Genomic DNA, 19,309 nt, shown 5'->3' on the forward strand with positions numbered 1-19,309 from the left:
GCTGTTGCCTCAGGCAAGGTTGAAGCAACCCCACATGCGCTGATGGTCGAAGCCGTCCGCAATGTCATCCGCATCTATGGCAAGGCTGTTGGGACCCACTAAATGCACTGCAAGAGGCGCGGGAAACACCGCGCCTCTCTTTGAAAGCCAGTCGTTGGAAAGCCAGACGTTGGAAAGCTAAACCTTGAGGCTGTCCTTAGCCAGATTATGGAAGAAGGACACGCCGCGCTCCAGAATTTCATCGTTGAAATTATACTTCGACGTATGCAGGCCAGAGCTTTCACCATTTCCGATCAGAAGATAGGCACCAGCAGTCTTTTCCAGCATGAAGGAAAAGTCCTCGCTGCCCATGAACGGCTTATCCAGCTCTTCAAAAGCCTCTTCGCCATAATGCTGGGAAACGGTGGCTTTCGCCTGCTCGAATGCTGCAGCATCGTTGATCGTTGCGGGATATCCGGTCATCCAGTCAAAGCTGACATCGGCGCCATAACTTGCTGCCTGCATCTTTGCCACCTGCTCGACCTTGTCCCGCAATGTCTTGCGGATAGCCGGATCGGTTGCACGCATCGAAATTTCAAGCTTGGCCGTATCGGGAATAACGTTGCACACCGCACCGGAATTAAAAGCGCCGACCGTGATGACACTTGCCTGATGCGGGGAAACATTGCGCGCGACGATCGTTTGTAACGCCATGACGATGCTGGACGCTACAACGATCGGATCGACCGTTTTTTCAGGCTCTGCCCCATGTCCGCCGCTGCCCCTTACCGTCAGCGTCAACGCGTCGATAGAGGCCGCAATAGGACCGGGCTTTGAAGCAAACTTACCCGCTTCCAGGCCCGGCCAATTGTGTAGCGCGAAAACCTGATCACAAGGAAAGCGCTCGAACAGCCCTTCTTCAATCATGATCTGCGCACCACCAAAATTTTCTTCGGCAGGCTGAAAGATGAAATGAACGGTTCCCGAAAAATCCTCATCCTGCGCGAGCGACCACGCGGCACCCAGCAGCATTGAAGTATGCCCATCATGACCACACGCATGCATCTTGCCTGCGTTCTTGCTGGCATAAGGCAGCCCGGTTTCTTCCAGAATTGGCAACGCATCGAAATCAGCGCGGAAGCCGATGGAGCGGTTTGAATTGCCACGGCGCAAAGAGGCAACGATGCCGGTCTTTGCAAGCCCACGGCTTAACTCATAACCCCATTTTTCCAGCGTCGAAGCGATATAGTCGGAAGTCTCAACTTCCTCTAATCCCAACTCCGGAATGCTGTGCAGATGCCTGCGGATGGCTTTCAGCTCATCACCAAATGCACCCAGTTTATTGTCTGTCATAATCTCCCCCTCAACTCATATGCAGAAATTGGCGCAAGCGCTGCGACTGCGGATCGCGCATCACGATATCAGGTGACCCACGCTCTTCAACCAGGCCTTTGTGCAGGAAGATGACTTCGCTGGAAATTTCGCGTGCCAGCGCCATTTCATGCGTCACCATCACCATTGTCCGGCCTTCTTCGGCGAGCTTTTTGATAACTTGCAGCACTTCCGTCACGAGTTCAGGATCAAGCGCTGAAGTCGGCTCATCGAACAGCATAACTTCGGGCTTCATAGCCAGCGCACGCGCAATTGCGGCACGCTGCTGCTGACCACCGGAAAGCTGGCTCGGATACTGATCGCGTTTGGGCGTGATGCCCACTTTTTCCATCAGAACCTCAGCCTCGGCCAGTGCTTCTGCCTTCGACATGCCCAGAACATGGATCGGGCCTTCAATGATGTTCTCAACGATCGTGCGATGGGACCAGAGATTGAAGCTCTGAAAGACCATACCAAGACGAGAGCGAACATGTTCAAGCTGACGCGGGTCGGCGGCATGCGATTTGCCATCGCGTCCCACCTTCGTGCGGATCACCTCGCCTGCAACGGAAATCTCTCCCTCGTCGGGCGTTTCCAGATAGTTGATGCAGCGCAACAGCGTACTTTTGCCGGAACCGCTGCTGCCGATCAGCGATATAACATCGCCTTTCTTCGCTTCAAACGAGATGCCTTTGAGAACTTCGACACCTGCGAAGCTCTTGTGAATATTTTTGACGGCCAGTGCAATGGAAGTCATTTTGAATTGCTCCTGAAACAGATCAGACCATCGAGGCGCGTGAGCCACTCATGCGCCGTTCGACCACATTCATGATCCGGGTGAGGATGAACACAACTGTGAAATAGAGGATGCCTGCCGCGATCAACGGCTCAAAGATCGACAAGGAACTGCGCTGAAGCGCGCGGGCCGTGCCCATCACTTCCATGATCGTGATCGTTGAAGCAAGCGAGGTGGATTTGAGCAGGATGATCAGATCACTGGTCAGAACCGGCATACAATGACGGAAGGCCAGCGGCAGCGTGATACGGCGCAAAATCTTGAACCGGCTCATGCCGATGGAAAGTGCGGCTTCTATCTGCCCGCGCGGGATCGACTTGATAGCGCCGCGAATAACCTCGGCGTTATAAGCACCCTGATTGAGGCTCAGTGCAAACACCGCATACCACAACCCATCACGCATATATGGCCAGAGGAAGCTATGTCTCACCCATGTGCCTGGCAGGATCTGCCCAAGCCCGTAATAGATCAGATACAGCTGCACCAGAAGCGGCGTGCCACGGAAAATGAACGTGTAGACAAAAGCCGGCCATTTCAGAATGCGGCTGTTTGAAAGACGTGCCAGCGCACTAAGCGTACCGAAAATGAGACCAATAACACCTGCTGTAGCCGTCAGAAGCAGTGTCAGCGGCATTGCCTTGATGAGAGGCGGTAGGAACTCAACGATTTTTGTAATCGATTCCATTATCCGTGCCCCCGGCTCAGGCGCTTTTCAAGCTGCGCAATCACGATGACCGAGACCAGCGTGATAGCCAGAAACAAGAATGCCGTGAGGCCATAAAAGAATATGTACTGCTTGGTGGAGGCGGCTGCACGATAGCCGGTGTAAAGCAGTTCATGGAACGAACCCAGCACCGAGATAATCGCACTTTCCTTGGTGATCGACAGCCAGAGATTGCCGATACCGGGCACTGCATGACGCATCATTTGCGGGAAGGTGACGCGGGTGAATATCTGGCGTCTGCGCATTCCGATGGAAAGGGCTGCTTCAATCTGCCCGCGCGGAATGGCAAGATAGGAAGCGCGCAGCACTTCCGTCATGAATGCGCCATTGACGAAAGCAAGCGCTATGATCGCAGCCCAGAAGGCGCTGAACTGGAAATCGTTTCCGACAAGGCCAGTCGCTTTCAGAAGACGCTCGACACCCGTCGCAACGGAGAAATACAACAGCAGAATGACGAGCAGTTCTGGCAGAGCACGAACCACAGTCGTATAAAAATCTGCGATCGCTTTTGTGTAGCGGTTACGCGAGAGCTTTCCAGTGGCCCCGGCAAGACCGAAAAGAAACGAGACTGCAAATGCCACGGCTGAGACCTGCAAAGTCATCATAAGCCCATGCGCAAACTCGTCTCCCCAGCCCTCACTTCCCCAGGCTAACAGTTGCCAATAAGAATCCATGCAGATTAATCCAATCAGAAAAGCCGTACGCTTTACGGAGCAACTGCGCAGCACAACTCCGATGAGCCGCAGGCCGCTGCTGTTCCACGTTTTGAAAAGCGCAAAGCATTTTGTGAAATGTGGAAGTCACATCACCCGATGAGCGAACGCCTTTAACGGCGTTCGCATTGGATCGGGTTACTTCTTCTCAAAAATCCACTTGTCGACCAGCGTCTTGAGAGCGCCTTCCTTGTCGAGTTCAGCAAGTGCCGCATCGACCTTTTCAAGCGTTGCCGTGTCGCCCTTACGGACTGCATAGGCGACGCCTTCACCCAACACCACGTTCTTAGGTGTCACGACCTTAACTTCATACTCTTCGCCCTGAGACGTCTTGAGGAAGTTCTGAACGAAAAGATCTGGTGCGAGAACATAATCGACGCGACCAGCAACCAGATCGGCAACCGAGTTGTCCGCAGTGTCGTAGCTTTTGATCGATACGTCTGGAAGATATTTCGTCATATAGGCAGACTGGACGCTCGATGTCTGAACACCGACGATCTTGCCTGAGAGAGCCGCCTGATCAACAACTTCGCCGGAACCGTCGCTTGCTGCAACCGTACCGATTTTGTCTTCATCCGACTTGGCGCCCGCGACGACCGTGCCTTCAGTATAGTAAGGCGTGCTGAAATCGACGACCTTGCGGCGCTCATCGGTGACCGAGAAAGCGCCGATGATGAAATCGACCTTGTTTTCGGTAAGCGACGGAATGAGACCATCCCATGCCATCGACTTGAATTCGCACTTGTCGGCAAGCTTTTCGCACAAAGCGCGTGAAAGGTCTGCTTCCAGACCTTCCCACTCGCCCGCCGCATTGACCTGCGTGAAAGGCATATAAGGCTCAGGCGTCATGCCCAGACGAAGTTTTCCTTCAGCCTGTGCAGCGCCGCTGGCCAAGACAGCAAACGCGATCGCGCCAGCAATTTTCCCTTTAAAACCCACCATGTTCCCGTTCTCCTTATATTTTTGTTGGCCTGCCCTTTAATGATAGCAAGCACGGGGAATGCGCGTAGAAAAACGGCTCAGGAGCAGATGCCCCTGAGCCGTCAGAATTACTTGCGATACCAGCGAAGCGACATGCAGGAAAGGCCAGCGTCGATCTTGCCAATCTGCGTTGTCTTGAGCGGAACCACGTTATAGCCGCTCTTCTCCAGCAATTCGATAGTGCGCGGGAAATCGGAGCCAACCATCACAACGTCATTGACGCGCAGCGCATTGGCAGCAGCTTCTTCGCCTTCCGGAACGATCAGCTGGCGAAGGCCAGAGAATACGCCCGACTTTGCAAGACGGCTCGTGGAAAGAACGGTTTCTTCATCGACCAGCGAGCAGTCGGTTTTAAAATGAAGGACGCCTTCAGGCGTCGAGACAACCTCACCCTTGCGACCGATCTTTTCGAGGCTGGCGATAAGTGCTGCTGCACCTGCCTTATCAGTACGCGCTGAAAGGCCGATCATGACGCTCTTCTGCGTCGTCAGCACATCGCCGCCATCTGCAAAACCTGGTTCCGGCAGTTCTACAACCGTATCGAACATCTGACGCAGCGTCGGTTCGATAACAGCTGTTTCGCCAACACGCGAAAGCGCACCCGGGCGGAGCAGAATTGCTCCTTCAGTGAAGACGAGTGCCGGATCTTCAACGAAGATGGAATCTGGGAAGTCTTCAAGTGCAGGAAGGATCGTAACCTCTACGCCTGCGGCGCGCATGGCAACGATGTAAGCATCGTGCTCAGCCTTCACCCCTTCATAGGTCGGGTTGCCGGTATCCAGCGCGCGAAGGCCATTTACCACCGAGCGCGAAGGCTCACGGACGATGATCGAATTAAACTCATAAACGGGTCTGTTAGAAGACATGGAAGGTTACCCTCAATTTAGCTGGAGCCTATCTACCCGGCTCTTGTTGTTGCGTAAAGCAAATGTGTGCCGTTTGTTGTGCGGCGCGAGAGATGAATGCCTGCAAGCATGCAGCGCACCGATCCACCTGCCAGCTCAATCGTCGGCACAGCGAAAGGCAAAAGCTTTGCAGTCTGTTCAATTGTCTCGATCTGAGCTTTGCTTAAAGCAGCAAAAGCGCGGGCTGAAAGGGCCAGAACGCGACCATCCCGGCCTTCAAGCTCGATAGCATTGCCGGCGAACTCACCAATCTGCGCAGCAGATAGATGTATGACCGTGCGACCGGTTTCCTGCAGGCGATCGACGATCTCCTCACGACGTGCAGGATCGGTAATCATATCGGTGCCGACCAGCGCGTAATCGGCGCCAATGCACATCAGAACATTGGTGTGATAAATCGGCTTACCCGACGAATCGAGCGCATCGAACACCATTGGTTCGAAATTGAAATGCGTGCAGAAGCGTTCAAGCGCCACTTCATTGGTGCGGTTGGACCGCGCGGCATAGGCGACATGTCCAATATGATCGAGCACCATGGCACCAGTGCCTTCAAGATAGAAGTGATCGCGCTCGAGGCCCGAATAATCAATGACATCCTGAACGCGGTAATCGCGCTTCAGCATTTCGATGACATCAGGGCGACGTTCTTTCTGACGGCTTTCCGAGAACATCGGATAAATGGCAACATGCCCACCCGAATGGGTTGAGAACCAGTTATTGGGAAAAACTGAATCCGGCAGCGCGTGGGTTTCATCTTCGAAGAGATGGACCGTCACGCCCGCATCGGCCAATCCCTCGGCCATGCCCGTCACTTCGTCGAAGGCTGCTTTCGCCAACATCTCGGCAGAACGGCGCTCATCGACAGACTGAAACGCATTGTCCTTTGCGGTCTGCGCATTGGGGGTAAAATGGTGCGGTCGGATCATAACGACCGATTTTGGACTCTGTACAGATGGCCTGCTCATTCTCAGACTATTCTCACTGCTGATACATGTCGCGAAAGACATGCTTAAAAACAAAGATTTAAGGTGCTTATCGCTTCACCAAGTAAAACGAATTCGGCCTGAGCTGCGGCACGAGCTTAGATTGCCGGATCAGTCCGCTTTGCAAGCTCTCAAACATTTTCATACGCTCCTCCATCAGCACTCCCGGAAGCAGAGTAAGAGAGCATAAAGTCAGTTAAAATTGTAAAAGTGTCGGGTGATGTATAAAAATTCTAGCAATTTGCACAGTCAAATTGTAAAAACTGCTATGCATATTTTTGACGAACTGGATCATAAGCTGATTGCCATTTTGCGGGAGGACGGACGCGCGCCGCTTTCGAAACTGGCAACAATCCTTGGCGTTTCGCGCGGTACCGTTCAGGTACGCCTCGATCGCCTGCTCGAAACGGGTGCAGCGCTTGGCTTCACGATCCGGGTTCGTCAGGATTACGATGATGGGGTGGTGCACGCGATCATGCTGATTGAAGTGCAAGGCCGATCAACGACCAAAGTCATCAAGCTGTTGCGCGGGCTGCCGCAGATACGCACGCTGCATACGACAAACGGGTCGTGGGATCTGGTGGCAGAAATTCATGCGGAAAGCCTTCACGAGTTCGACCGCGTCTTGCGCGAAGTGCGAACGATTGAAGGCGTGCTGAACAGTGAAACCAGCATCCTGCTCAGCAGCGTATAAAAAAAGCCGGTGGCTCTCACCACCGACCTTACTCATAGATCAGGCCGCTTTTTTCAGCGCCTTTTCGCACCGGAGCAGCATGCCATAAAGATCGCGCGGCTCATCCGGGTCAGCAAGCATATCAAGCTCGACATAGAGACCTGTTTCCTGCAGCTTGCTGCGAACATAACGTAGCGCAGAAAAGTCTTCGATTGCGAAACCGACACTGTCGAACAGCGTGATGGCACGATCTGACGAACGACCAGCAATTGCTCCAGTGATGACTTCCCAGAGTTCCTTGACCGGGTAATCGGCATCAAGCTGCTGGATTTCGCCTTCGATGCGGGTCTGCGGCGGATATTCGACAAAAATGTCGGAGCGCAGCAGGATCTCCTTGTTCAGCTCCGTCTTGCCGGGACAATCGCCACCCACTGCGTTGATATGCACGCCGGGGCCAACCATGTTGTCGCTCAGAATGGTCGCGTATTGCTTATCAGCCGTAACCGTCGTGATGATATCGGCGCCTTCAACTGCTTCCTGCGAAGTGCTGTGGATCGTGATCGAAAGCCCGTTATCGCTCAGATTACGTGCGCAGCGTTCGCTGGCTGAGCGATCAATGTCGAACAGACGCAAATTTTCGACGCCCAGAATGGCTTTGAACGCCAAAGCCTGAAACTCGCTTTGCGCACCATTGCCGATGATCGTCATGGTCTTTGAATCAGGCCGCGCAAGATGCTTCGCGGCCACGGCCGACATTGCAGCCGTGCGCAAAGCCGTAAGGATCGTCATTTCGGTCAGCAGCATCGGATAGCCATTGCCGACATCGGCCAGCACACCAAAGGCGGTTACGGTCTGACGACCTTCCTTGGTGTTCTTCGGATGGCCGTTCACATATTTGAAGCCATAAAGCGTACCGTCGCTTGTTGGCATCAGCTCAATGACGCCTTCGTCAGAATGCGAGGCAACGCGTGGCGTCTTGTCAAACTGCTCCCACCTGCGGAAATCTTCCTCGATCACCTCAGCAAGTTCCTTGAGGAAGGTTTCGACACCCACCGTAAGCACAAGCTTCATCATGTGATCGACGCTGACGAAGGGAACAATGTTCAGCTTTTCATTGGTCATGATTCTAATCCTTTATCGGATGGACTCGCGCTGAACTTCAGGCACGCTTCGACAAAAACTCTTCCGCAATCATCGCAATGATCTGCGGCAACACTTCAAAAGCATAAGGCGCGTGTACGCGCTCCAGCTTCTGATGGAACTCACGACCCCATGGGCCGATATTGACCACCGGAAAACGCAACGCGTCGCCTGCGGGATGATCAACAAGGCGCGCAACCGGCGTATTGTTTGAAACGATGTCCTGACCAAGCGTTGCCTGCCCCAGGAAACTCATGTCCGAGATACCCTGGAAATGCGGTTTCCAGACAAGCGACTGATCCGGGAAGGCCGCAAATGTCTGCATCGTTGTGTCGATGGCCTGCTTGAAAGCACGATCATTGACCTGAGCGTCATCAAGATGGCTTGGTGGATAATGCAGACCTGCGAAACCAACAACAACTGCCGGACCTGACAGATGTGCAACGCCCACAAGCCATTCTGTCAGCTGACGGCTGACCGACAGCGGATTGTCGATACTGGCAAGACGCTTTTCCTGCGCGCTGTAAAGCGTTTCAAACTGTTCACCAGCAATATCCGCAGCCATTGCACGCAGCTGCGTGAAGGTGATGAGCTTAGGAGCAGCCGGAATTGCGCCAGCACGTTTGCCAATCAACTGGCCGAAAGCTTCGGATTGTGCGGCAAAACGTTCGACAGCCTCCGTCGCGCCTGCCTGCACTTCACTCTTAAAACGACTGAATAGCTCATCAGCAGTCATGGCATGATAAAGCCAGTTGAGCGCGATCCAGAAGCGTTCCGGCGTCGTCACTTCATAGCCGTCGCGCAGGTCTTTCGCCTCAAGGCAGATCGGCGGCGGCGAGATGTCATTTTCATCGCGATCAGCAAGTGCTGCATTGCCTTCAAAGCGCGCCAGAATGCTGGCCGCCATCGCCTGCGCGCTAACACCTTCATAAGGGTAGCTTGCATGGGAACTTAATCCGATGACCAGCGCAAAGGGCAGCAATTTACCGATGGTGCCCGCATAGACGGCGCGGCCTTCGCTGCCATCGCCCTGATCGGACGTCACGTCGAGATTGATCGCTGCCGAGATTTCAATGTCGAAATCACGGGCAATCGTCGGCAGTGCGTTGCGCATTGAGCGCATGCCGCGGCTTTCGCGCTCTTCATCAGGCGTGAAAACCAGCAGCAGATTGCCACCGCGATCAGGATCGGCTGCAAACTTCTCAGCGCATGCAATACCAACTGCAAGCCCGCTTTTCATATCAAGCAGGCCACGTCCGGTAAGGAAATCACCGCTCAGCAGATCTTCCAGAGCGCGTTCTTCCTGAGCGGAACGGGCACGCTTCGACAAATCCTTGATAAGCGCATCTTTGAGATTGCGACTGTCGCAGGCGAGCGACTTCAGCTCGTGATAATTGTCAGTCGCCACCGTATCGAAATGGCCTGCCAGAGCGAGCGTGCGTTTGCCGTTACCACGGACCAGCGCGACCACATTATGCGTCAGCGGATCGCCATGGCTGGCAACGGTGCGAATATTGTCCGGGTTTTGCTGGAAATAAGGAATTTCCTTCAACAAACCAACAAGACGCTCAGAGAATTCGGCTTCTCCGGGGGTGCCGGTTTCGCTGCTCCAACCGACCATGCGCAGGGCCAGCTCTTCGACGTGCTGCGCATTAATATGGTTGTGCGCCGTCGTTACGGCGTTTTGCGCGCCGTTTGAAACATTCGCAGTCATGGACTCTGGTCTCCGTCGATTAGAGCGCATTCCGAGACGATAGAAATACGCTGCAGAATATAAGTTTTAAGGCGTTGATCGCTAATGCTCTAGTGAGAAAGATGCTTTCGCAGGAATGCCCGCGTCCGCTCTTCCCTGGGATCAGACAGGACTTGCTGCGGCAGACCCTGTTCAACCACTACACCGCCGTCCATGAACATCACATGGTCGGAAACTTCCGCCGCAAAGCGCATTTCATGGGTCACGATCAACATTGTCATGTGCTCGTTTGCGAGCTGCTTCATGACCTGATTGACTTCCTCAACCAGCTCCGGATCGAGCGCAGAGGTTGCTTCATCGAACAGCATGACCTTGGGCTGCATCGCCAGAGCGCGGGCAATCGCAACGCGCTGTTTCTGACCACCCGAAAGACGTGCCGGATAGGCATCGCCCTTGTCGACAAGACCAACCTTGGCGAGCAGATTGTTAGCACGCTCCAGTGCATCGCTGCGCGAAAGCCCTTTGAGGCGCATTGGGCCAATCATGATGTTCTGCAGCACGGTCAAATGCGGAAACAGGTTAAACTGCTGGAAAACCATTCCCATTTCCTGACGGATATGGTTGATGTGCTTTTCAAAAGCCCGGCCTGTAAGCGGGCGATTGACCTGATTGCCATCCAGCCAGATTTCGCCGCTTGATGTTTCTTCCAGCATGTTGATTGAGCGCAGAAGTGTGCTTTTTCCCGATCCGCTGGGACCGATAATGGAAACGATCTTGCCTCGTGCGACCGTCAGGTCGATGCCTTTCAGCACCTCATGCTCGCCATAGGATTTTCTGATCTGACGTAGTTCGATCATGGGGGTCTGTGTGTTCATCGGATAGCTTCCGCTTTCTTGGCCGCTTTGCTCAAACCCCATTCCATCAACAGATTGACGAGGTAATAGAGCACGGCTGCAACGAAGTAGAACTCAAAGGGGCGATAGGTTTCGCTGATGGCACGCTGCGCATTCAACACCAGTTCTGTGATGCCGAGTACGGAAAGAACGGCCGTGTCCTTGAGCAGAATGATGCTGTTATTGCCAACTTGCGGCAGGGCAGTGAGGATCGCCTGAGGAATGATGAAATAGCGAAGCGACGATCCGTGGCTAAAGCCAAGCGAACGGGCGGCTTCCATCTGTCCCTCGTCGACAGTCTCAAGCGATGCGCGGAAAATATCGGCATTATAGGCCGCATAATGCATGCCAAGGCCAAACACGCCGGTCCAGAATGCCGGCACCATGATACCGATCTGCGAAAGGCCATAATAGAGCAGATAGAGCTGCAACAGCAGGGGCGTTCCCATGAAAAGGAAAACAACACCGCGCACAGGCAGGCTGATTATTTTGGGTGCGTGAAGCGTGATGATTGCGATCAGAATACCGAGCACAATACTGATCACACCCGCAAGCACGGTGATCAGAACGGTCCAGAGCAGACCGATCAGCATCAGTTCCAGATAAGACGGAACAACTGTGAAATCCAGGCTCATGCTTCCGCCCTCCTGTCAGCATTGAAAAAGATCTCAAAGCCGCGGATGATCAGTGAAATGATAGCGATGATGACGATGTAAGCCGCACCGGCAATCGCAAAAACCTCAAATGGTTTGTATGTCGACGTGACAAAGCGCTGAGCGGTATAGGTCAGTTCGACCACGCCGATTGTCGAGACAAGTGCTGTGCTCTTGGTCAGAATGACCGTATTGACGCCGAGCGAGCGGATCATCAGGGGTGCTGCCTGCGGCAGAATGAAGAGCCGCATGGTTCCGGCCCGGCCAAAGCCAAGCGAACGCGCTGCTTCACCCTGACCTTTATCGACCGCCAGAATTGCCCCGCGCATCCCTTCAGACATATAGGCACCGATGTTGAAGCCCATTGTGATGACGCCCGCCACAAACGGGGTAAATTCAAACCCAAACTGCGGGCCACCAAAGAAAACAAGGAACAGCTGCACCAGCAGCGGCGTGCCGCGCATGATGCTGATATAGCCTGTGGCGATCCAGCGAATGGGTGCATAGCGCGAAAACCGCGCCATAACGAGCAGGCTGGCAACGATCAGGCCGATCACCAATGATGCGATAGTCAGTTGGACAGTGACCCAGGCCGATTCAACAATGAAGGGAAAAATCCGCCCGATAAGTGCGATATCCATCCTTCAACCTTTCTGCTCCATCAGGAAAATCTCCTATGGCGCATATGTCTCTCAGCCAAAGGTCTGGCGAGAAGCTGTAAAGCAGAGTTTAGGGACTATTGATCAGATAAGGGCAGCACAGTTTGCTGCCCTCGCCCGAAACAGCGTGAATTAGCGGATATCCGCACCAATCCATTTTTCGGAAATGGTCTTATAGGTGCCATCAGCCATCATATCGTCGAGCGCCTTCTGCATCGCATCGCGAAGTTCAGGATTGTTCTTGCGAACCGCAATACCGATATCGTAGCGCGGCAGCTGATCGTCCTTGACCTGTTCAATCGGTGCATTGCTCTTGCCTATTGCGACAAGCACAGGAACGTCATCAGCGACAACTGCATCGATACGACCCGAACCAAGATCGAGAAGCATTTCAGGCAGGCCCTTATAGGTGCGGACTTCGTATTTGCCCTGCTCACGAACCCATTTTTCGGAGGTTTCGCCCAGCGTCACACCGATTGTCTTGCCTTCCAGTTCGTTGAGCGACTTAACCGTATCACCCTTGCGAATGAAAAGTGCCAGGCCCGAACGATAGTAAGGACCGACGAAGTCGATTGCCTTCTTGCGTTCTTCCGTGATGCCCATCGAGCCAACGATCGTGTCGTAACGACCGGTAACGAGACCTGCAATGATGCCGTCCCAGGCGGTGGTGACGATTTCAGGCTCTGCCTTCAGGCGGCGCGCAATTTCCGAACCAATATCGACGTCAAAACCGACGACCTGATTGGTCTCATCGACAAAGCTGAACGGAGGGAAAACACCCGAGAGGGCAACCGTCATCTTGCCCTTGCTCTGAATCTTTTCCAGATCATCAGCTTTGGCAGTGTTCAAGGAAGCACAGATGCCAAGCGCCACAAGGGCCGTGGAAAATAGTTTTGCAAATTTCATGTTAAAGGTTCCCCTATGAGAGCCCCGTTTTGGAGCCACATTATAACGCGTTTCGATCTGATTGAATCTAACCGGCGCGTCTCAATCATTTGTCTTTACGCACATCTCTTCCGAAAACTGTTTCACACTTTTCGGGACGCGCTTTTACGCTGTCTTCGCGACCTTGTAACCGGCCTGAACAGGGATTTGCGCAGCGCTCCTATCGCTTCTTTTGCATTAGAAGCCGCTTTTGAAATTCCCTTGGCAAAATCATTATCTGCAATCAGATTGACAAAAAAGAATATAAAGTGATTATTTTTATAAAATAGTGACGATATCGTCAGTAAAATTTACTTTAAAGAAAGACACCACCATGGATGAGCTGGACAAGAGACTGGTTACCGAACTCCGCATCAATGGTCGCGCGTCTGTTCCACAGCTAGCCGAACTGCTCGGCGTTGCACGTGCTACAGCGCAAAAACGTCTCGACCGGCTGATTGCCAATGGCGACATCAAAGGCTTTACGGTCCGTGTTCGCGACGACATCGGCAAGGATCAGATACGCGCCTTCATGCTTATCGAAATGTCTGGCTCATCGCTGAAGGCCACGATCAGCGCAATCAAGCGTGTTCCGGGCCTGACCGGCGTATTCAACACCAATGGCCTCTGGGATGTGATCGCGGAGCTGGAGGTTTCGACGATTTCCGAGCTCAATGAGGTGATTTCGACAATCCGCTCTCTTCAGGGGGTTAGCAAAAGCGAAACCTTCATCATGCTTGGCCCGGCATAACGCAATCTATCCGCCTTCTTTGCCGACTATTTATACGCCTTATCGGAACCAAAGCCGACACCAACTCGTTACCCGCTCAAATCGACTTAACAGAAGAGTGGCCGATGCATGTTCCATAATGCAGGGCCGCTATTGTGTTGCGTTGAACATTATAACCAGACGCAAGAAGGCGGTGGCGAATGGCGCAAAGCGATGCTGCAGGCAGCTCATCTCAGGCTACACCATTACAAATTCACGACATTAAAGTCATCGACAACACTAAACTCAAAAAGGCCATTACCGCAGCTGCCCTTGGCAACGCGATGGAATGGTTCGATTTTGGCGTCTATGGCTTCGTAGCCTATGCGCTGGGGCAGGTTTTCTTCCCCAACGCGGCGCCCGGCATTCAGACAATCGCAGCACTCGCTACATTCTCGGTGCCTTTTCTGGTGCGGCCTCTGGGCGGGTTGTTCTTCGGTGTGATGGGCGACCGCTTCGGGCGACAGAAAGTTCTGTCAATTACCATCATCATCATGGCTGCCAGCACGTTCTGTATCGGCCTCATCCCGTCCTACGCTACAATCGGCATCTGGGCACCGATCCTTCTTCTGCTTTGCAAGCTGGCGCAGGGCTTTTCCGTGGGCGGCGAATATACGGGGGCTGCAATCTTTGTGGCTGAATATGCTCCCGACCGCCGTCGTGGCTTTCTTGGCAGCTGGCTGGACTTCGGCTCCATTGCCGGCTTTGTGCTGGGCGCTGGCCTCGTCGTGTTCCTCAGTACAATGGTCGGAGAACAGGCATTTCTGGATTGGGGCTGGCGCATTCCGTTCTATCTTGCCGCACCACTCGGTTTGATCGGCCTGTATCTTCGCCATGCTGCCGAGGAAACGCCTGCTTTCACGCAGCAGCTTGAGGCGTTGGAAAAAGAAGACCGCGATGCCATCGAGGATCGTCCGATGGTGTCCTTCAAAGAGATCATCAACAAATATTGGCGTGCATTGAGCGTCTGCATTGGCATGGTTCTGGTAACGAATGTCACCTATTACATGCTGCTGACTTATATGCCGACCTATCTCTCACAGAGCCTCGGCTATTCCGAAGATCACGGAGTACTCATCATCATCGTGGTGATGATCGGTATGCTGTTCGTACAGCCTGTCGTTGGCTTCCTCAGTGACAGATTCGGGCGCAGGCCATTTCTCATCATTGGCAGCGTCGGCCTTCTTGTGTTTTCTCTGCCAGCCTTTCATCTTGTCGCAAGCGGCCACATTGCGACTATTTTTGCCGGCTTACTGATACTGGCAATATTGCTCAACTGTCTGACCGGTGTGATGGCATCCACGCTGCCTGCACTTTTCCCGGCCCGCATTCGCTACAGCGCTCTGGCTGCTGCGTTCAATATTTCGATCATCGTCGCGGGTCTGACCCCGACTGTTGCTGCATGGCTGGTTGAAGCGACAGACAACCTCTATCTACCCGCTTATTATCTGATGTGCGCGGCTGTCGTGGGCCTCATTACTGCATTCTTCCTGCCCGAAACGGCCAACAAGCCGTTGCGCGGCGATACTCCAAGCGCTTCGAACAAAACGGAAGCCAAGCTGCTTTTGAAGGAAGCATATTCCCATATCGAGGAGCGGGTTGATAAGCTCGACGATGAAATCCTCTCGCTTGAACAGCAGATCGAAGAGCTGCAAAAACGCAGGCAAACTCTCGTGGATCGCCATCCGAAACTGAACTGATACGCTTACTGCGCTCTCCCGCAACCAAGTCGGGAGAGCCGTCCACAACAAGGACGCGCGCTTATGGACGGCCTTCTGTTCTTGCGGTCTTGATGTATCGTTCTTCTGAACGCATGAAGAACGCCCTATCCCCACCAACCTCCAGCATCAATGTCCTTTCAATCGCCGCGATATAATCGGACGACGATGCAGTCGTTGCGATCACCTCCCCACCCATCAAGGCTTGGTGAGGCGGAGGACCTGCGGAGCGGTCATTTTGCACAGCAATGACATTGGTCATGGCGCCGCCCGGTCGGACTAACGCAACGGCGCCCTCCCCCCCGACCGACAGATTGACTATTTTTCTGTTTGAGCCCCACGAAACGGCATCCAAGTCAGCCAAAGCTGCTTCTATCGAAAGCGAGAAGGAACTCGTTTTACGCGCAGCAGTATTTTCAGACGCACCATAATCATAAAGCGCAATGGTTCTGGCGGCGGCATCGGCATCTGTTTTGCTGCAAATTTGCGACCAGGGCAGAACGACCTCTGCCCGTTGCTCCCCCGACCATTCACGATAGGTGACTGCTACACACTGGTTCGGACCACTGGTCATGACACTGTTTAAAGAACGCAACGCAGCAATGTGCCCATCGCGCACCATTTGCAAAGTCTCAGAATGTGACAACGATGATCGATCGACGGCAAAGACAATTGCCGTATCGACGCGATCCGAGCGCAGCGGCCCATCGGCCACGGCCCTTCCGCTCCCAAACGACAACGATCCAAGCAGCATTGCGGCAACTGAGATCAGAACTGACCGACTATAATCGCCAAAATTTGCGTGTTTGCGAAACATGGTTGCCACCCCACTCACTGTGGTCAACGCCCTGTGAGCGGGCCGTCGACGAATTGAGCGGGACCATAATCCCATGATGAGACTGCTAAAATACGACATGTGCCGTATTTCATCGCCTCCTGCTGCTTGATAGCTTTCGATCAAGAGCAACAAGGTTTTCTATTCGAGCTAACGATAGCTTGAATAGCGGCTCTGGCAGTTTGGGTGGCTACTGCCAGAGCCGCAACTATCAATGATCATGCGGAGGGCAATCCAAGGCGCACTGCATAGGCTGTCAGCTCAGCGCTGCTATGCAGATTGAGTTTGCGCATAAGGTTTTCGCGGTGCTTGCGGGCAGTGAAAATACTTATCCCGAGCCGCTCTGCAATTTCTCTGGTTTTAGCGCCTTGCGGTATCAAGGCCAGAAATTGCAGTTCCCGTCTCGTGAGGGGAACTGGAGACGGGATACCGATATTGGGTTCCGGCTCATGGCTGTTCAGTCGATTGATCGCGCTGGTTTGGCTTGCAACACCATTACCATTTTGAAGATTGATAATGGCTGTCAGCAACTCACTGGGGTCGCCATCCTTGGTCAGATAGGCATCGGCACCAGAGCTGAGCGCTGCTCTGATCGATCGGGACTCACTATTGGCCGACAGAATGAGGATTTTCAGTTTTGGATATGTGGTCCGTAATTGCCCGATAAACTGAAAACTGTGAAACCCCGGCATTCCAAGATCAAGCAAGACCATATCACAAGGTGTTTGCGCCAGAAGAGCCAACAATGAAGAACAATCTCCGACTTCTCCAACCACAACTGTTTCGCTTATAGTCGAAAGAAGCAGTTTAAGTCCTTCGCGGACGATACTGTGATCGTCGGCCAAGATAATCCGGTAATTTACACTCATCGAAAAGCTGCCCCTAAAAACCGCAAGCGAATACAGGATAGCATTATGGCCGCATTAGCGCTCTCTGAAAAAGACGAAAAATCCGCGCGCGTTACTCTGGCTGACAACGCGCGTATCAGACAAGCGCTGGTCAATATCCTTTACAATCATTCGACCGGGGTTCTGCTGACAAATATCTTCGTGCCGATCCCATCGCTTCTGATCTTCTGGGGTAAAGTCCCTAATGCATGGCTCATTGCGTGGTGCCTTTCGGTTTATCTGCTGACAATCACCCGTGTCATTGTCACGCGCACCTTTTTTCGCCGATCCAAGACGCCGGACTCCTATACAAAATGGGCGTGGACTGCTGCCGGATTTTCGTGGTTATCAGGCTTGAATTGGGGTTTGCTGGGATTGATCGGCTTCATATCAAACGAGCCGCATCTGCTGACCTTTGCGATGATCGTCATGACGGGGCTCACATGCGGGTCGGTACCCACCTCTTCCGCCTTCCTGCCTGTCCTTGCCGGTTCACTGTTCACCACGGTATTACCGAGCACCATTTATTGCATTCTGGCAGAGGGCGAAGTCTATAATGCTTACCTCTTTCTGGTTGCCTGCTTGGTCATCATCAACCTGCATCACGGTCGGGTCACCCACCGGGATCTGGCCGAAACAATCCGGTTACGGTTTGAAAACGAGACGCTTGTCGATCAGCTCAAGAGCGAACGAGACAGAGTAGCCGCAGCGGACCGCGCCAAAACACGCTTTCTGGCTGCTGCAAGCCATGATTTACGCCAGCCTGTCCACGCGCTCGGCCTTTTCAATTCGACACTGGCGGCACTCGCGAACAGAGGAAGCGTCACCGCGATTGACGCAACCAACATCGCCGGAAAGATCCGAAATGTTGTTGCTAATCTGAGCTACCTTCTGAATGCGCTGCTCGATGTTTCGCGTCTCGACGCCCATATCGTCACGCCCAACAGGGAAGTCATTTCCATCAACGGCCTGCTCGATAACCTTCGGAACGAGTTTGCGGGCCTTGCTGAAAGCAAGGGTCTGGAATGGCGAATGGTCAATTGTTCCTGTCATACCGACAGCGATCCGATGATGCTCCGGCAGATACTGGCAAATCTGATCGCGAACGCCATTCGCTACACAGAAAGCGGGCGGGTCGTTTTCGGGTGCCGTCGCAGGGGCGATAATCTCGAGATACAGGTACATGATACTGGCCTGGGAATTCCAGCCAGCCAGCAGGTCACTGTTTTTGAAGAATTCGTGCAGCTTCACAATCCTGAACGGGATCGCGACAAGGGCTTGGGTCTTGGCTTATCCATCGTGAAACGAACTGCGGAACTGCTCGGTCATCCGGTTCGACTGGTGTCGCAGCCGGGCAAAGGATCGATGTTCTCTATCGTCGTCCCGCTGGTTGCCAACCAGCGCCAATCCGAAAAGCCGGTCCAGAGCCTTCCTCAAACCGGCGGAAACATATTCATCGTTGATGATGAAAGCACCGTACTGGATGCCCTGTCCGGCCTTGTGGATGTTTGGGGATATCGGGCCTATGCGGGACGCGATGCGGATGAAACATTTGTCGCATGGCAGGCTGATAAAGCCGCTGCGCACTCGCCCGCAGATCTCATTATCGTTGATTATCGACTTGAAGGCGGGATGATCGGAACGGAAGCTGCCAGCAGATTGTTCAAGCATCTGGGGCGCCAGATGCCTGTAATTATCCTCACCGGCGACACGTCACCCGAACGGCTACGCGAGGCCTCAGCAAGCGGATATATGCTGCTTCACAAGCCCATCGATCCGGGCGAATTACTACAGGCTATTCAGCAACTGATACAAACCTCGGCCCTTTCATCCGCAAGCAACAGAAATAAAATGCAAAGCCCGGCTTGAAACTCAAATCTCGGTTCCTAACTGTTGGGGAGTGGACCGGGCCCCTCTGGCGGTTTTTTCAAACCGTGATGTCGGACCACTTCGAGCGCGCTCGAGGTCAGCCCGGAAACTCCCAGCCGACCTTGTGATATTTTGAACAGAGGT

19 protein-coding genes are annotated in these 19,309 nt (G+C 53.5%); 4 read left to right on the forward strand and 15 right to left on the reverse strand.

Annotation, left to right across the window (positions count from 1 at the left end):
• Positions 1 to 177 precede the first annotated feature (177 nt).
• The 7 genes from CEV32_RS21765 to ctlX form a co-directional block, all read right to left on the reverse strand.
• A complete protein-coding gene (locus CEV32_RS21765) occupies positions 178 to 1,332 on the reverse strand; it encodes a M20 aminoacylase family protein (protein ID WP_094579221.1) in 1,155 nt (384 codons plus the stop codon).
• A gap of 10 nt (positions 1,333 to 1,342) precedes the next feature.
• Positions 1,343 to 2,107 carry an ABC transporter ATP-binding protein gene (locus CEV32_RS21770; RefSeq protein WP_094579222.1) on the reverse strand — a complete coding sequence of 255 codons (765 nt, stop codon included), beginning with the start codon at positions 2,105 to 2,107 and terminating at the stop codon, positions 1,343 to 1,345.
• Positions 2,108 to 2,129: 22 nt separating this feature from the next.
• Positions 2,130 to 2,831, reverse strand: coding sequence for an ABC transporter permease (locus CEV32_RS21775; RefSeq protein ID WP_094579223.1), 702 nt, complete (start codon positions 2,829 to 2,831; stop codon positions 2,130 to 2,132).
• Complete coding sequence (locus CEV32_RS21780; protein ID WP_094579224.1) at positions 2,831 to 3,544, reverse strand: ABC transporter permease; 714 nt, start codon at positions 3,542 to 3,544, stop codon at positions 2,831 to 2,833. The genes CEV32_RS21775 and CEV32_RS21780 overlap by 1 nt, the downstream gene beginning before the upstream one ends.
• 177 nt (positions 3,545 to 3,721) lie before the next feature.
• The gene (locus CEV32_RS21785; protein WP_094579225.1) at positions 3,722 to 4,525 is read right to left on the reverse strand and encodes a transporter substrate-binding domain-containing protein; all 804 of its coding nucleotides are present in this window, start codon (positions 4,523 to 4,525) and stop codon (positions 3,722 to 3,724) included.
• Between the two features lie 107 nt (positions 4,526 to 4,632).
• Positions 4,633 to 5,430 (reverse strand): dimethylarginine dimethylaminohydrolase family protein, encoded by a 798-nt coding sequence (locus CEV32_RS21790; protein ID WP_094579226.1) that lies wholly within the window; start codon positions 5,428 to 5,430, stop codon positions 4,633 to 4,635.
• 32 nt (positions 5,431 to 5,462) lie between these two features.
• Positions 5,463 to 6,434: a citrulline utilization hydrolase CtlX gene (gene ctlX / locus CEV32_RS21795; protein ID WP_094579227.1), complete on the reverse strand. Its 972-nt coding sequence runs from the start codon at positions 6,432 to 6,434 to the stop codon at positions 5,463 to 5,465.
• A gap of 286 nt (positions 6,435 to 6,720) precedes the next feature.
• On the opposite strand from ctlX, the gene CEV32_RS21800 reads away from it, so the two are divergent.
• Positions 6,721 to 7,146, forward strand: a complete 426-nt coding sequence (locus tag CEV32_RS21800) for an Lrp/AsnC family transcriptional regulator (protein ID WP_024895598.1) — start codon at positions 6,721 to 6,723, stop codon at positions 7,144 to 7,146.
• A 39-nt stretch (positions 7,147 to 7,185) separates the two neighbouring features.
• On the opposite strand, the gene CEV32_RS21805 is transcribed toward CEV32_RS21800, so the two are convergent.
• From CEV32_RS21805 to CEV32_RS21830, 6 genes are all read right to left on the reverse strand, one after another.
• A complete protein-coding gene (locus CEV32_RS21805; protein ID WP_094579228.1) occupies positions 7,186 to 8,247 on the reverse strand; it encodes an ornithine cyclodeaminase in 1,062 nt (353 codons plus the stop codon).
• A gap of 37 nt (positions 8,248 to 8,284) precedes the next feature.
• Entirely contained in the window at positions 8,285 to 9,979 is a 1,695-nt protein-coding gene (locus CEV32_RS21810; protein WP_094579229.1) for a M20/M25/M40 family metallo-hydrolase, read from the reverse strand.
• 89 nt (positions 9,980 to 10,068) lie between these two features.
• The gene (locus CEV32_RS21815; RefSeq protein ID WP_094579230.1) at positions 10,069 to 10,833 is read right to left on the reverse strand and encodes an amino acid ABC transporter ATP-binding protein; all 765 of its coding nucleotides are present in this window, start codon (positions 10,831 to 10,833) and stop codon (positions 10,069 to 10,071) included.
• Positions 10,830 to 11,486, reverse strand: a complete 657-nt coding sequence (locus tag CEV32_RS21820; RefSeq protein ID WP_094579231.1) for an amino acid ABC transporter permease — start codon at positions 11,484 to 11,486, stop codon at positions 10,830 to 10,832. Before CEV32_RS21820 ends, CEV32_RS21815 begins: the two co-directional genes overlap by 4 nt.
• Positions 11,483 to 12,145 (reverse strand): amino acid ABC transporter permease, encoded by a 663-nt coding sequence (locus tag CEV32_RS21825; RefSeq protein WP_094579232.1) that lies wholly within the window; start codon positions 12,143 to 12,145, stop codon positions 11,483 to 11,485. Before CEV32_RS21825 ends, CEV32_RS21820 begins: the two co-directional genes overlap by 4 nt.
• Positions 12,146 to 12,295: 150 nt before the next feature.
• A complete protein-coding gene (locus CEV32_RS21830; protein WP_094579233.1) occupies positions 12,296 to 13,069 on the reverse strand; it encodes an ABC transporter substrate-binding protein in 774 nt (257 codons plus the stop codon).
• A gap of 352 nt (positions 13,070 to 13,421) precedes the next feature.
• On the opposite strand from CEV32_RS21830, the gene CEV32_RS21835 reads away from it, so the two are divergent.
• Both CEV32_RS21835 and proP read left to right on the forward strand, forming a co-directional pair.
• Positions 13,422 to 13,838, forward strand: coding sequence for an Lrp/AsnC family transcriptional regulator (locus CEV32_RS21835; protein ID WP_094579234.1), 417 nt, complete (start codon positions 13,422 to 13,424; stop codon positions 13,836 to 13,838).
• Positions 13,839 to 14,017: 179 nt separating this feature from the next.
• Positions 14,018 to 15,556 carry a glycine betaine/L-proline transporter ProP gene (gene proP, locus CEV32_RS21840; protein ID WP_094579235.1) on the forward strand — a complete coding sequence of 513 codons (1,539 nt, stop codon included), beginning with the start codon at positions 14,018 to 14,020 and terminating at the stop codon, positions 15,554 to 15,556.
• A gap of 61 nt (positions 15,557 to 15,617) precedes the next feature.
• Here proP and CEV32_RS21845 read toward each other — a convergent pair whose 3' ends face one another.
• Both CEV32_RS21845 and CEV32_RS21850 read right to left on the reverse strand, forming a co-directional pair.
• Positions 15,618 to 16,391 (reverse strand): DUF1194 domain-containing protein, encoded by a 774-nt coding sequence (locus CEV32_RS21845; protein ID WP_167382839.1) that lies wholly within the window; start codon positions 16,389 to 16,391, stop codon positions 15,618 to 15,620.
• Between the two features lie 236 nt (positions 16,392 to 16,627).
• The gene (locus tag CEV32_RS21850; RefSeq protein WP_094579237.1) at positions 16,628 to 17,278 is read right to left on the reverse strand and encodes a response regulator; all 651 of its coding nucleotides are present in this window, start codon (positions 17,276 to 17,278) and stop codon (positions 16,628 to 16,630) included.
• A gap of 45 nt (positions 17,279 to 17,323) precedes the next feature.
• Between CEV32_RS21850 and CEV32_RS21855 the strand changes: the two genes are divergently transcribed.
• Positions 17,324 to 19,165 (forward strand): ATP-binding response regulator, encoded by a 1,842-nt coding sequence (locus tag CEV32_RS21855; RefSeq protein ID WP_094579238.1) that lies wholly within the window; start codon positions 17,324 to 17,326, stop codon positions 19,163 to 19,165.
• Positions 19,166 to 19,309: the final 144 nt, after the last annotated feature.

The organism is Brucella rhizosphaerae, from assembly GCF_002252475.1.
Classification (GTDB): Bacteria; Pseudomonadota; Alphaproteobacteria; order Rhizobiales; family Rhizobiaceae; genus Brucella; species Brucella rhizosphaerae.